The organism is Microbacterium trichothecenolyticum (assembly GCF_030818955.1).
Lineage (GTDB): Bacteria > Actinomycetota > Actinomycetes > Actinomycetales > Microbacteriaceae > Microbacterium > Microbacterium trichothecenolyticum_B.
The window spans coordinates 598125-611790 of sequence record NZ_JAUTBF010000001.1 but is presented as its reverse complement, the minus strand read 5'-3'; the positions used below and the strand labels follow the sequence as shown (position 1 = coordinate 611790).

Below are 13666 nucleotides of genomic sequence, written 5' to 3'. Positions count from 1 at the left end.
ACGATGTGTCGCGGTCGTCGGGGCCGAGGCGACACATCGTGGCGACTCGCACGCGCACGCGGCGGGTGGGGCGGCGACGGGCGGGTCAGGCGTGGTGGGTCACGCGACCGGCGAGCAGCGTCGTGCGCACCGGCATGGCCCGCAGTGCCGCCTCGTCGGCGGTCAGGGGGTCCGCGTCGGCGATGACGAGGTCGGCGAGGGCCCCGGGCGCGATCTCGGCCGATGCTGTCGAGCCGCCGGCCGTGGATGCCGCGATCGCGGTCGCGATGTCGACCCGCTGGTGCGGCTGCCAGGCCTCGCGCCCGTCGCGCGTGCGGAACACCGCGGACGCCATCGCCGCCCACGGGTCGAGCGCCGCGACCGGCGCGTCGGAGCCGAAGCGGACGTTCGCGCCGCTGTCGACCAGCGCCCGCAGCGGATAGGGCTGGGCGGACTGCTCGGCCCAGATGGCATCCGTCATGTCGCGGTCGTCGAGGGCGTGCTCGGGCTGCACGCTCGCGGCGACGCCCAGGCGGGCGAACCGCGGGATGTCCGCGTGCGCCACGAGCTGCGCGTGCTCGATCGTGCCCACCGCACCCGTCAGCGCGTACGCGTCGAGCGCATGCGCGTTCGCGACGTCGCCGATCGCGTGGATCGCGCACTCCAGCCCCGCTGCGGTCGCCCGCGTCATCATGTCGACGAGCTCGTCGGGAGCGATGGTCAGCAGACCGTGGTTGCCGACCTCCCCGGGATAGTGGTGCGCGCACGCGGCCGTCCGCGTGCCGAGCGAGCCGTCGGTGATCGCTTTGAGCGGCCCGACGCGGACGAGGTCATGAGCGGATCCGCGCACGGGGTCGCCCGTGCGCAGGCCCTCGGCGATCGCGCGGTCGAGGTGCTGCGGGTAGGTGCCGTGCGACACGCGCAGCGTGTCGAACCCGCGGGCGACGCGCCGCTGCCACGGCTCGTCGTTCCAGGTCATGTCGAGGTCGACGAGGCCGACGATCCCGCGCGCGGCGGCGGCTCGCGCCATGCGCTGGACGGCACGATCGGCGACGTCGGGCTCCACGGCGTTGAGGCGACGCGAGATCTCGAACGCGTCCTCCTCGCGGACGATCCCGGATGCCACCGGCTCGAAGCCCTCGCGACGGAAGGCGGCGCTGTTCATCCAGACGCTGTGCACATCGGCGTTCACGAGGTAGGTCGGAACCTCGCCGGTCGCGGTATCCAGGAGTTCGAGAGTGGGGGCGTCGGGCCAGAGACCGTCGCGGAAACCCGAGCCGATGCGGCGCCCGTCGGACACGGGGGCGGACGCCATGACCGCCGCGGCCTCTCGGGCGGACCCGACCTCACCGAGGGGAACGCGGTCGGCGACGAGCGCCCACTGCAGCACGTGCACGTGATGGTCCCAGAGCCCGGGCAGCAGCCAGCCGCCCTCGCCCTCGACAACCGGGCCGCGCGGGCGCAGGTTGCCGGTGGGGGCGATGTCGGCGATCGTGCCGTTCGCGATGACGAGGTCGACCGGCTCGGTGGTGGGCAGCAGCTCGCGGCCGGGGCCTGCGACCCGCACCCCGCGGATGAAGCCGACCGTCTCGCCGATCACGGGCGCACCCGCGCGTCCGCGGCCCGACGCATCTCGGCGGCGAGCTCGGGATTGTCCGCCGAGACCCCCGCGATGACCGTCTCGACCACCTCGGCACTCTTGTTCTGGCTGAGCTTGCGCTTGGCGGTGACACGGGTCGGCGTCAGCCGGAAGCCGACCGTTCCCCGTTCGAGCCGCTCCACGAACTCCGCGTCGTTGGGCAGGGCGTAGAGGCCGCGCGCGTCGGCACCGTCGCCTTCGAACCGCGCGACGAGTCGTTCGAGCACCCGCAGGTTCTCGGCCGGGCTCAGCAGTTCCGGGATGCCGGACAGATGCGCCGAGACGAAGTTCCAGGTCGGCACGGCCGGCACGTCGCCGTACCACCGCGGCGTGATGTAGCCGTGGGGGCCCTGCACGACGACGAGCAGTTCCCGGTCGCCGAGTCCCAGGATCGCGTCGTCGGGCTTTCCCACGTGGCCCACGATCGTGAGGTCGTCGCGATCGTCGTCCAACATGACGGCGTAGTGGGAGGCGACGAGACCCTCCTCGGTCTGGCTGACGAGGGTGACCCACGGGTGACGTTCGATCAGCCGACGGATCTCGCCGACATCGGTCATCGCGAAGCTGGGATTCTGGCGCACCGGATCAGCCTAGAACGCCGAACCGGCGCTCCCCCACGCACAACCGCTGCGTCGGGCGTCGCGCCGCGCTCATTCCGCGAAGGGCAGTCCCGAGACGCGTGGCCACGGGTCTTCGGCCAGGCGCGCATGCGTCTCGACGTCGAACCGCTGGTCGCCGTAGCGGAGCTTGCGGCGTTCGATCCCTTCGGGAAGGAACCCGGCCGCGGTGGCCACCCGGCACGACGCGGGGTTGTTCACGCGGTGCCCGAGTTCGAGCCGGTACAAGCCGGCGTCGAACGCCCACGCGCTCGCCGAGACCAGGGCCGCCGTCGCGAGGCCTCTCCCCCGCGCGCCCGCGGCCAACCAGTACGACATCCAGGCCGTGCCGTGGCGGAACTCGATCCCGGTGACCCCGACATTGCCGACGGGGACGCCGTCGATGACGATGGCCCAGTTCCTCTCATCGTCCTCGAACCGGAGAACCGTCCTGATGTGCTCGTCGGCGGCCGCGCGGCCGGCGGACACCTCCGGAGGGATCTGCGTCGCGAGGTCCGGGGCGCTCCCCGCCACGAGGGCGAGGTCGGCGGCATCCTCCCGCGCCCACGGGCGGAGTACGGCATCCCCGGTCTCGCCGCGTTCGGTCACGCCTGACAATTCGGGCACCAGTAGAGTTTTCGCCCCGCCGCCTCTTCCATGAGCACCGTCGTCCCGCAGATGCGGCACGGCAGCCCCGCGCGGTGGTAGACCCAGTGCCGATCGTCGCGATGGGCCATCGCGCGACGGTAGGCATCGGGGTCGAGGTCGTCCATCGTCATCATCTGACCGGTCTCGACGCCGATCGACAGCAGACGCACCCAATCGCGCCACATGCCGCGCACGACCTCGTCGGGCACGTCACGGCCCGGCGTGTGCGGGTTCTGTCGCGCACGGAAGAGGATCTCGGCGCGATAGACGTTGCCGATGCCGCTGACCACGGACTGGTCCATCAACAACAGGCCGATCGCCGTCGGCTTCTTCTTCACCGTCGCGGTGAAGCGCTCCTCGCCCTCGGCGACATCGTCGACGAGGGGGTCGGGACCGAGCTTCGCGATGGTCGCGGCCACCTCGTCCGGCGTCTGCAGCACGCAGGCGGTCGGTCCGCGCAAGTCGGCGCAGGTCGCCTCGGTGAGCAGGCGCAGCCGCACCGCGCCCACGACCGGCGGCGGCCATTCGCTCGACTCGTCGAGACCCGTGGTCTGTTCGGACATGCGCACGCGCGCCCGGCGGGGAGCCCCGATCGAGCTCAGCGAGTTCTCGCCCGCGGCATCCAGGATCGGCGCCTCCTCGAGCACCGTTCCGCGCTGGTTGGTGTGGCCCATGCGGCCGTTGGCCGAGGCGATGGTCGCGTCGACCGCGATCTCGCCCGAGAAGTCCCACGCGCCGTACATGCCGAGGTGCACGCGGAGCCACACGTCGCCGTCGAAGCGCAGGAACATCTGCTTCGCCACCGCGCGGGCCTCGAGCGCCTCGCGCCCGTCGATGACGGAAGCGCCCTCGGCGAACCGGCCCTGCGGACTGGATGCCGAGACCGTGCGCCCCACGACGTTGCGGTCGAACTGCCGCGCGATGCGGTGGACGGAATGCCCTTCGGGCATCAGCCTGCCTCGGGGTCGAAGGAGTCGCTGGCGTCGGTCTTCGGGTTCTCGCTCAGACCGGCACGCGGGTCGGGCAGCAGCACGCCGTCCTGCTCGTAGGCCGCGAGCTGCGCGATGCGACGTGCGTGCCGTTCCTCGCCCGAGAACGGCGTGGCGATGAAGCGGTCGATGAACGACGACGCCTCGTCGAAGGTGTGCTGCCGCGCGCCGATCGAGATGACGTTGGCGTCGTTGTGTTCGCGCGCCAGTTCGGCGGTGGAGACGTTCCACACCAACGCGGCGCGGACGCCCAGGACCTTGTTGGCCGCGATCTGCTCGCCGTTGCCCGAGCCGCCGAACACGACACCGAGGGCGTCGATGCCCGCGGCCTGGTCGCGCACGACCGCCTGAGCGGCGCGGATGCAGAACGCCGGGTAGTCGTCGAGCGGGTCGTACTCGATCGGCCCATGGTCGATGACCTCATGCCCTTGCGAGGCGAGGTGGTGCTGGATCTGGGTGGAGAACTCGAGACCGGCGTGATCGGTGCCGATGTGGATACGCATGCGCTCATCCTATTGAGCACCGCCGACACCGCGGGCGGGAACGACGACGCCGCCCGCTCCCGGGAGGAACGGGCGGCGTCGATGAATGTCAGGGGCGCAGCCCCGCGGCGACCGGCTTGAAGCCCGCGCGGATGTTCTCGCAGCACCCGGGGCGGCACACGTCATACCAGGGCCCGAGGGCGGTGAGGTGGGGTCGTTCGCTCTTCGGGGTGCCCTTCAGACGCTCTTCGACGAGGTCGATCAAACCGGACACGTACGCGGGGTCGATGCCCGGCGTCGGCGTGCGCACCGCGCGGATGCCCGCTTCCTCGGCGGCCTCCATCGCCTCGGTGTCGAGGTCCCAGAGCACCTCCATGTGATCGCTGACGAATCCCAGCGGCACGATCACCACGGCCTCGGCACCGCGGCCCGGGAGCTCGGCGATCACGTCGTTGACATCGGGCTCGAGCCAGGGCTGGGTCGGCGGGCCCGAGCGCGACTGGTACACGAGCTCCCACTCGACGTCGGCGACGGCGGCCGCGACCTCGGCCATGACGAACGCGGCCACGGCCTTGTGCTGTGCCTCGTACGCGCCGCCCTCGCCGAAATCGACGTCGCGGGGACCCGAACGCTGCGCGTCGGCGGTGGGGATGGAGTGGGTGGAGAAGAGCACGCGGATCTTCTCGGGCGCGATGCCGTCGGCGACGTACGTCTTCACGGCATCGGTGACACCCGAGACGAAGGTCGAGACGAAGCCGGGGTGGTCGAAGAACTGGCGGACCTTGTCGATCGTGACCGTCTCGCCGAGGCCCGTGGCCTCGAGCACCCGGGCGTAGTCCTCGCGGTACTGGCGGCAGCTGGAGAAGGAGCTGTACGCGCTCGTGGCGATCGCCAGGAGCGTGGTGTGACCGGCCTCGGCCGCCTCCGTCACGGCCTCCTCCAGGTAGGGCGCCCAGTTGCGGTTACCCCAGTAGACCGGCAGGCCGATTCCGCGCCGGGCGATCTCCGCCTCCAGCGCCGCCTTCAGCTCGCGGTTGTGCTGGTTGATGGGGCTGACGCCGCCGAAGTGTCGGTAGTGATGGGCGACCTCTTCGAGGCGCTCATCGGGGATGCCGCGTCCGCGCGTGACGTTGCGCAGGAACGGGATGACGTCGTCCTGGCCCTCGGGGCCGCCGAAGCCGGCGAGGAGGATGCCGTCGTACGCGACGGGCGTCTCGACCCACTCGGGTCCGGGTGCCGCGGCGGCTGACGCGTAGAGGACGGTGTCGGGGCTGATGTCCGTGTCGGTCGTGCTCACGCTGCCATCCTCCCACCTGCCCGCGGGGCCTGGACGCCGGTTATCTCGTGACTAGGCTTATCTGGTTGTCATCGTCGCTGACGGCGTCCGTCGTCACCCGCGCCAGCGTCCGATCAGCGACGATTCCGCCCTCATCCCAGGGAGCATGCCCATGCCAGGAGAGAACCTCACCCGCATCGAAGCACAGGAGCGGCGTGCGATCGTCGACACGCGAGCGTACGACGTACAGCTCGACCTCACCCGCGGTGACGAGGTGTTCTCTTCGCGCACGGTCGTCACCTTCGCCGCCACCGAGGGCGCGTCGACCTTCATCGACCTCATCGCCCGGACGGTGCACACGGTCACGCTGAACGGGCGCTCGCTCGACCCCGCCGCCGTCTTCGCCGACTCGCGCATCGCGCTCGACGGCCTGGCATCCGAGAACGAGCTCGTCGTCGAGGCCGACTGCGAGTACACCAACACCGGCGAGGGCCTGCACCGTTTCGTCGACCCCGTCGACGGCGAGGTGTACCTCTACTCGCAGTTCGAGGTGCCCGACTCCCGCCGTGTGTACACGGTGTTCGAGCAGCCCGATCTGAAGGCCGAGTTCACGTTCTCGGTGACAGCGCCGGCGTCGTGGAAGGTCATCTCCAACTCCCCCACTCCCGAACCCGTCGCCGTCTCCGACGACGCCGCCCGCTGGGACTTCCCGCCGACGCCGCGCATCTCGTCGTACATCACCGCACTCATCGCCGGCCCCTATGAGGCGACGTACTCGGAGCTCACCAGCGCCGACGGCCGTGTCATCCCGCTCGGTGTGTTCGCCCGCAAGAGCCTCTGGCAGTACCTGGATGCCGACTACGTGTTCGAGAAGACCCGTCAGGGCTTCGCGTACTTCGAGGAGAAGTTCGGCTTCCCCTACCCCTTCGCGAAGTACGACCAGCTGTTCGTTCCGGAGTTCAACGCCGGCGCCATGGAGAACGCGGGCGCGGTGACCTTCACCGAGACCTACGTCTTCCGGAGCAAAGTGACGGATGCCGTGAAGGAGCGCCGCGTCGTCACGATCCTGCACGAGCTGGCCCACATGTGGTTCGGCGACCTCGTGACCATGAAGTGGTGGAACGACCTGTGGCTGAACGAGTCGTTCGCCGAGTGGGCCTCCACCATCGCCACCGCCGAGGCCACCGAGTGGGAGGCCGCCTGGACGACCTTCAACGCGATGGAGAAGACCTGGGCCTACCGTCAGGACCAGCTGCCCTCGACCCACCCCGTCGTCGCCGAGATCAACGACCTCGAAGACGTACAAGTGAACTTCGACGGCATCACCTACGCCAAGGGCGGCTCGGTTCTCAAGCAGCTCGCCGCCTGGGTGGGCATCGAGCAGTTCTTCGCCGGCGTCGCGGCCTACTTCCAGAAGCACCAGTGGTCGAACACCGAGGTCGGCGACCTGCTCGTCGAGCTCGAGGCCACCAGCGGCCGCGATCTGGCGGACTGGGCGAAGAAGTGGCTCGAGACCGCGGGCGTCAATACGCTGACGCCGCTCATCGAAGAGGGCGCCGACGGCACCATCTCGCGCTTCGCGATCGTGCAGACGGCCCCGGCCGACTACCCCACGATCCGACCGCACCGTCTCGGCATCGGCTTCTACTCGCTGAACGACGCCGGCGCCCTCGAGCGCGTGCACCAGGTCGAGCTCGACGTCGACGGAGACCGCACCGAGGTGGCCGAGCTCCGCGGCATCCGTCGTCCCGATCTCGTGCTGCTCAACGACGACGATCTCGCCTATGCGAAGATCCGTCTCGACGAGCGCTCGCTGGCCACGGCGATCGCGCACCTGAAAGACATCTCCGACCCGCTCGCCCGCTCGCTCGTCTGGGGCGCGGCGTGGGATCAGACCCGGGATGCCGAGGCCTCGGCGACCGACTACCTCGACCTGGTGCTGCGCAACATCGGCTCCGAGACCGAGTCCACCACCGTGCGCACGACACTCGGCCAGCTGCAACTCGCCGCCAACTCCTACGTCGCCCCGGCCACCCGCACCGCCGCTCGCGAGCGCGTCGCCGACGGCCTGTGGGAGCTCGCCCAGTCCGCCGAGGCCGGCAGCGACAGCCAGCTGCAGTTCGTCACGGCCTTCGCGTCGGCGGCATCCACCCCGGCGCACGCCGAGACGGTGCGCGCCCTGCGCGAGGGCGAGACCACGCTCGAGGGCCTCGCGATCGACACCGATCTGTCATGGCAGCTGCTCGTCTCGCTCGCCGCGGCCGGTGCCGTGACCGCGGCCGACATCGATGCGGCGCGGGCCGCCGACAACACGGCGAAGGGCGGCGAGTTCGCCGCCATGGCCAAGGCGTCGCTGCCGTCGGTCGAGGCGAAGAAAGAGGCGTGGGCGTCGCTCATCGACCGCACCGACGCCCCGAACACGATCGTGCGCGCGACCGCGGCCGGCTTCACGAACCCCGCGACCGTCGACGTGCTGTCCGCGTTCGTCGAGCCGTACTTCGAGATGCTGCTGCCGATCTGGGAGTCGCGCAGCTACCAGATCGCGAACTACCTCATCGTGGGTCTGTACCCGGCCGCCCTCGCGAACGCGCAGCTGCGCGACGCCACGCGCGCCTGGCTCGCGCAGAACGCCGACGCGGCTCCAGCGCTGCGCCGTCTCGTGGGCGAGAACCTCGCCGGTGTGGAGCGCGCCTTGGCCGTGCAGGAGCGCGACGCACAGTAATCCGCCGCCGAACGGATGCCCTCTCCCGGCCGGGAGGGGGCATCCGTTCGTGGACCGGATCATCCTCCGGTCGCGAGATGTCATCCGCTGGGAGGATGCCGCACCCCGGGCGGTGTTCGTAGCGTGAAGCCATGATCGTTGCACAACACCTCACCAAGCGATACGGCGACAAGACTGCCGTCGACGACGTCTCGTTCACCGTGGCGCCCGGACGGGTGACCGGCTTCCTCGGCCCGAACGGCGCGGGCAAATCCACCACCATGCGCATGATCGTCGGGCTCGACCGCCCCTCGAGCGGCCAGGTGACGGTGAGCGGCCAGGACTACCGGCGCCTGCGCTCGCCCCTCACCGAGGTCGGCGTGCTCCTCGACGCCAAGGCCGTCCACACCGGACGCTCCGCCCGCAACCATCTGCGGGCGATGGCGGCGACACACGGCATCGGTCGCGCCCGCGTCGACGAGGTGATCGAGCTGACGGGCATCGGTTCGGTCGCGGGCAAGCGCGCGGGCGGGTTCTCGCTCGGCATGGGACAGCGCCTCGGTATCGCCGCGGCGCTCCTCGGCGACCCGCACACGCTCATCCTCGATGAGCCGGTGAACGGCCTCGACCCCGAGGGCGTGCGCTGGGTGCGACAGTTCGTGCGACACCTCGCGAGCGAAGGCCGCACGGTCCTGCTCTCGAGCCACCTGATGAGCGAGATGGCGCAGACGGCAGACCACGTCATCGTGCTCGGTCGCGGACGCGTGCTCGCCGATGCCCCGCTGCCCGAGCTCGTGAGCACATGGACATCGACGACCCTCCTCGTGCGCTCCCCTCGCCTCGACGAGCTCGTGTCGTCGCTGCGCATCCCGGATGCCACGGTCTCGGTGCTCGAACCCGGCGCCGTGCAGATCACCGGCGTCACCGCCGAGACCATCGGCGATCTCGCCGCCGCGAACGGCATCCCCCTGTACGAGCTCACGCCGAAGGCCGGCTCGCTCGAAGACGCCTACCTCGCCCTCACCGACGACTCCGTCGAGTACAAGACCAAGGAGATCGCATGACCGCCGTCGCTGCGGCGCCGCGCCGCGCCACGCACGCTCCCGCCTTCCGCCTGAGCTTCGCCCACCTGTTGAAGAGCGAGTTCGTCAAGATCCTCACCCTGCACTCGACGTGGTGGTCGCTGGGCGTCACCGCCGCCCTCTCGATCGGCATCTCGCTGCTGATCGCCGCAGCCTCACGTGACTTCGGGGGCAGCTTCCCCGCCGCAAACGTCATCGTCTCGCCGACGCAGTTCACCATGCTCGTCGCCGGCATCCTCGGGGCGATCGTGATCACCGGGGAGTACTCCACGGGGATGATCCGGTCCACGCTCACGGCCGAGCCCCGCCGCGGCGCGGTACTGCTGGCGAAGGCCGTCGTCGTAGCGCTCGTGATGGCGGCGACGACCGTGGTCATCTACGCCGTGGCGATCGCGGTGACCGCTCCCCTGCTCACCAGCGGCTTCGACTGGTCGGACCCGGCGCAGTCGCTCGTGCCGCTCGTGCTCGGCGTGGTCTCGATGGCCGCCTTCACGCTCATCGGTCTGGGCTTCGGCTTCCTCATCCGCAGCGGTGCCGGGGCGATCGCGGCGACGGTCGGCGTGCTGTTCGTGCTGCCCATCGTGTTCAGCCTGTTCTCGTTCGGCGGGCCCAGCTGGCAGTGGCTCGTCGACGGGGCGAAGTACCTTCCGGTCAACGCGGCGGCGCTGCTCACGGCGCCCGGCGGTGACGAGCTCGCCACGGGCGGCATCACGCTGGCCGCGTGGGCCCTCGCCCCCCTCGTGCTGGGATGGGTCGCTCTGCGCGCGCGGGACGCCTGACCCGATTTCCGCAACGGATGCCTCGACGCCCAGCCGGCGCCGAGGCATCCGTCGTTACGCTGGAGAGGATGTCTGTTCTCGCCGCGAACCCCGAGCCGTCCCCGTCATCGACCGCGCCCCCCGACGTCACGAGCCTGGACTTCTGGGCGTGGCTCGGCGGGCAGGCGCTCGACTTCGGCGGGGTGATCCTGCGCATCGTCGGAATCATCGTCGGTGTCGCCGTCGCCGCGTGGCTTCTCCGCGTCATCATCCGCCGCGTCGTCGACCGCATCGTCAACGGGGCGAAGGTCAAAGCCCGCGTCGACGACACGCAGGCTCTGGACCGGTCGCCGCTCAGCGCGGTCCGTCTGGTGCAACGCACGCGCACGCTCGGGACGATCCTGCAGAACATCGTCAACGTCGTGCTGGTCATCGTCGCCCTGGTCTGGATCGCCAGCATCGTCGCTCCGAACGCGTTGGCTTCGCTGACCCTGCTGACCGCGGCCATCGGCGCCGGTCTCGGCTTCGGCGCGCAGAACATCGTGAAGGACGTGCTGAACGGGATCTTCATCGTCGCGGAGGACCAGGTCGGCATCGGCGACGTCGTCGACCTGGGCCTGGCCACCGGCATCGTCGAGTTCGTGAGCGTCCGCATCACCCACGTGCGCGACGTCAACGGCACGCTCTGGTACGTGCGCAACGGCGAGATCACCCGGATCGGCAACATGTCGCAGGGCTGGTCCCGCGTCATCATCGACCTCGCCGTGCCGACGGATGCCGACATCGACGACGTCGAAGCGGCCATGCTCACCGCGGCGAAGACGCTGTCGAAAGAACCGAAGTGGCGCTCGCGGATCATCGAGCAGCCCGAGATCTGGGGCCTGGAGTCGATCAGCGGCGACGCTCTCGTCATCCGGCTCGTCATCAAGACCCGCTCCAGCGCCAAGGACGACGTGGCGCGAGAGTTGCGGGCGCGGTTGAAGAAGGCCATCGATGCGATGGGCATCGCGCTCCCGCAGCTGAACTCGATCGTGCTCACGGGCGCCGAGGGCGCGCAGAGCGTGCGGGGTGCACACCCGCCGAAGACCAAGGAGACCCCGGTCCCCACGGCGCCCGAGCGGCCGGTGTGGCGCCCGCGACGGCGTAAGGCGACCGGGGCCGACGACGCCGCCGTCGCCGAGGCGCCGCCGCGCGTCAAGAAGAAGAAAACCGTGCGCGACGACACCCCGACCGCCGTGGTCGATCTCCCCGCTGACCCCGGCGCCGATGTACCCAAGCCCACGCCCCCGGCCGTCCGCGCCGACGAGGGAGACGCGAAGTGACCGAGCCGATCAGCTTCTACGACCAGGTCGGCGGCATGGACACCTTCCGCCGGCTCGTCGACGCGTTCTATCGCGGGGTCGCCTCCGACGAGGTCTTGAAACCGATGTATCCGGAGGAGGACCTCGGCCCCGCGGCCGAGCGGCTGACGCTCTTCCTCGCGCAGTACTGGGGTGGCCCGAGCACCTATGGCGAGACCCGCGGTCACCCGCGTCTGCGGATGCGCCACATGCCCTTCCACGTCGACCCCGATGCGCGCGACAGGTGGCTGCGGCACATGCGTGCCGCCGTCGACGAGATCGCGCTGCCGCCGGCGTTCGAGGCGCCCCTCTGGGACTACCTCGAACGCGCGGCCTACGCGATGGTCAACACCTTCGAGCCCGGCGGCATCGGACCGCAACAGCAGGGTCGCCCCGACACGGGACTCCCCGTGCGCGCGGCCCACTGACGACACGCGGAGTCACCGCCGTCCGGCATCCGCGCGACTCAGCGAGCGAGGAAGTCGCCGAACCCGGGGATATCGAGGTTCGACAGCCTCTCGCCGAACCCGCTGACCTGCTCGCCGAGACCCGACACCGCATCGTGCGCACCCCCGACCCATCCGTCGACGTCGGCTCCGGATGCCAGAGCCTCGAGCGGCACGCCGGATGCCAGGGCATCCAGGTCGACGCCGGTGGCGAGTGCCTCGAAGTCGACGCCGAGACTGACCGCCTGCGCCAGGAGCGGACCGGCCGCCGCGCTGACGACGACTCCGCCGGCGACGGCGGCGAGCAGGCCGCCCGCCCCGGCCACGCCCGCGCCGATCATCCCGCCGCGGCCCGCGCGAGCGAGCATGCGCGACAGGCGACCCGGCTGCGTCGCCTCGGCACGGGCGACCGTGCGGGCCAGGTCGTCGGCAGCGTCGGTGCGGGACCGCTCGTGCGGCGGCAGATCGGCATCCATGCGGGCGCGCACGTGAGCGCGCTGTTCGGGTGTCAAACGGGCGAACGCCTCGCGGTGCATCTGCTCGATGCGGTCGGGATCGGCCGTGCGCAGAAGGTAGTCGTAGCGGGCGATGGCCGCGCGATCATCGCGTGACAGCGGCGCGGACGCTCCGGTCGAGACGGGAGGCACGAAGCGCGCGGCGGCAGCGCCGGTCGGGTGCGATGTCGCTCGGGACGCGGACGGGGCGTCGCTGCGTCGGTCGCCCGTGACGGCATCGGCCGCCGTGCGGACCACCTGCCGCCAGTCGCGGCCACCCGCGGCCCCGGTACGTGACGACGAGCCAGCGGACGACGACGCTTTGTCGACAGCCTTGGATGCCATATCGAACAGACGGGAGAACGAAACCATAGAAGGACCTCTCGACGGGCAGCGCACGGCTGCGACGTCAAGGTCTCCTCCGCCCGGGGGCCGATGCACCCGGAGACCAGCGGTGGCCTCGTGATGACGGATGCATCGCGACGGGAGTACTCCCCTTGCTGCCGCCAGCATAGGACGCGCACCTCTGCGTTCGCTGGATCACCCCCGGGTCGCCCGCACGGCGGTGAGGCCGGTGCGCACCGGCCCGCGCACGAGGACGTGACCCCTCGCCAGCGTCACGCGCGTCCACGCGCCGCTCGTTCGGACCGGGGCCATCTCGCTCCCCGCGATGAAGCCGAGGGCGAAGGCCGCGAAGGCGGTGCCGAGGGGCAGGCCCCCCAGGGCGTCGTCGGGCTGGCCCCACACCTGGGCTCGAACGACCCGCACGACGTCCTCCCCCGCATCGGCCGGGAGAGCGTCGGCGACGGCGGCGACACCGTACTGCGCGCGGGAGGCCAGGACGGCCGCGTCGATGGCATCCGTCTGCTCCCAGCCGCTTCGCGGCGGCGAGATCCCCGCCCAGGCGGGTGACGTCGCCGTCTCGGGGAGCACGACGGCGGCGGCGTCATCGGGGGCGGGCAGTAACGACGACGCGTCGATGACGAGGTCGCATTCCAGCTCAGGGTCGATCGCCGACACGCGCAGACCCAGGATCGTCGGTGTGGCGTCGAAGAGTCCACGCGGGGCCAAGGGGGCCGCGGTGGTCACCAGGACGCCGGCCTGCGCACGCACGCGCACGGTTCCGTCGCCGAGTCGGATCGCCCGGGAGGCGAAGGTGAGCAGGTCGGCTGCCGCCTGCGGGTCGGGGAACAACAGGCGCGCGGACACCCGCCCTAAACTATCAAGTGGTGCGTG

The 13666-nt window shown here is 70.8% G+C and carries 13 protein-coding genes; 5 read left to right on the top strand and 8 right to left on the bottom strand.

Features of this window, described 5'->3' with window-relative positions:
- Positions 1–85: 85 nt before the first annotated feature.
- The 6 genes from QE412_RS02905 to QE412_RS02880 form a co-directional block, all read right to left on the bottom strand.
- The gene (locus QE412_RS02905) at positions 86–1579 is read right to left on the bottom strand and encodes an amidohydrolase (protein WP_307479936.1); all 1494 of its coding nucleotides are present in this window, start codon (positions 1577–1579) and stop codon (positions 86–88) included.
- Positions 1576–2199: an FMN-binding negative transcriptional regulator gene (locus tag QE412_RS02900; RefSeq protein WP_307479934.1), complete on the bottom strand. Its 624-nt coding sequence runs from the start codon at positions 2197–2199 to the stop codon at positions 1576–1578. The genes QE412_RS02905 and QE412_RS02900 overlap by 4 nt, the downstream gene beginning before the upstream one ends.
- 69 nt (positions 2200–2268) lie before the next feature.
- The gene (locus QE412_RS02895) at positions 2269–2841 is read right to left on the bottom strand and encodes a GNAT family N-acetyltransferase (RefSeq protein WP_307479932.1); all 573 of its coding nucleotides are present in this window, start codon (positions 2839–2841) and stop codon (positions 2269–2271) included.
- Positions 2820–3812 carry an Fpg/Nei family DNA glycosylase gene (locus QE412_RS02890; protein WP_307479929.1) on the bottom strand — a complete coding sequence of 331 codons (993 nt, stop codon included), beginning with the start codon at positions 3810–3812 and terminating at the stop codon, positions 2820–2822. Before QE412_RS02890 ends, QE412_RS02895 begins: the two co-directional genes overlap by 22 nt.
- Positions 3812–4354, bottom strand: a complete 543-nt coding sequence (locus tag QE412_RS02885) for a ribose-5-phosphate isomerase (RefSeq protein ID WP_307479926.1) — start codon at positions 4352–4354, stop codon at positions 3812–3814. Before QE412_RS02885 ends, QE412_RS02890 begins: the two co-directional genes overlap by 1 nt.
- A gap of 88 nt (positions 4355–4442) precedes the next feature.
- The gene (locus QE412_RS02880) at positions 4443–5630 is read right to left on the bottom strand and encodes a ferrochelatase (protein WP_307479923.1); all 1188 of its coding nucleotides are present in this window, start codon (positions 5628–5630) and stop codon (positions 4443–4445) included.
- Positions 5631–5781: 151 nt separating this feature from the next.
- On the opposite strand from QE412_RS02880, the gene pepN reads away from it, so the two are divergent.
- From pepN to QE412_RS02855, 5 genes are all read left to right on the top strand, one after another.
- Positions 5782–8331, top strand: a complete 2550-nt coding sequence (gene pepN, locus QE412_RS02875; protein ID WP_307479920.1) for an aminopeptidase N — start codon at positions 5782–5784, stop codon at positions 8329–8331.
- 131 nt (positions 8332–8462) lie between these two features.
- Positions 8463–9374, top strand: coding sequence for an ABC transporter ATP-binding protein (locus tag QE412_RS02870; RefSeq protein ID WP_307479916.1), 912 nt, complete (start codon positions 8463–8465; stop codon positions 9372–9374).
- Positions 9371–10171 (top strand): ABC transporter permease subunit, encoded by an 801-nt coding sequence (locus tag QE412_RS02865; RefSeq protein WP_307479914.1) that lies wholly within the window; start codon positions 9371–9373, stop codon positions 10169–10171. Before QE412_RS02870 ends, QE412_RS02865 begins: the two co-directional genes overlap by 4 nt.
- A gap of 68 nt (positions 10172–10239) precedes the next feature.
- Positions 10240–11472: a mechanosensitive ion channel family protein gene (locus tag QE412_RS02860; protein WP_307479910.1), complete on the top strand. Its 1233-nt coding sequence runs from the start codon at positions 10240–10242 to the stop codon at positions 11470–11472.
- Positions 11469–11918 (top strand): globin, encoded by a 450-nt coding sequence (locus tag QE412_RS02855; protein WP_373426522.1) that lies wholly within the window; start codon positions 11469–11471, stop codon positions 11916–11918. The genes QE412_RS02860 and QE412_RS02855 overlap by 4 nt, the downstream gene beginning before the upstream one ends.
- 38 nt (positions 11919–11956) lie before the next feature.
- Here QE412_RS02855 and QE412_RS02850 read toward each other — a convergent pair whose 3' ends face one another.
- Both QE412_RS02850 and QE412_RS02845 read right to left on the bottom strand, forming a co-directional pair.
- Positions 11957–12802 carry a cation-transporting ATPase gene (locus tag QE412_RS02850; RefSeq protein ID WP_307479908.1) on the bottom strand — a complete coding sequence of 282 codons (846 nt, stop codon included), beginning with the start codon at positions 12800–12802 and terminating at the stop codon, positions 11957–11959.
- A 168-nt stretch (positions 12803–12970) separates the two neighbouring features.
- Positions 12971–13639 carry a hypothetical protein gene (locus QE412_RS02845; protein ID WP_307479905.1) on the bottom strand — a complete coding sequence of 223 codons (669 nt, stop codon included), beginning with the start codon at positions 13637–13639 and terminating at the stop codon, positions 12971–12973.
- Between the last annotated feature and the right edge of the window lie 27 nt (positions 13640–13666).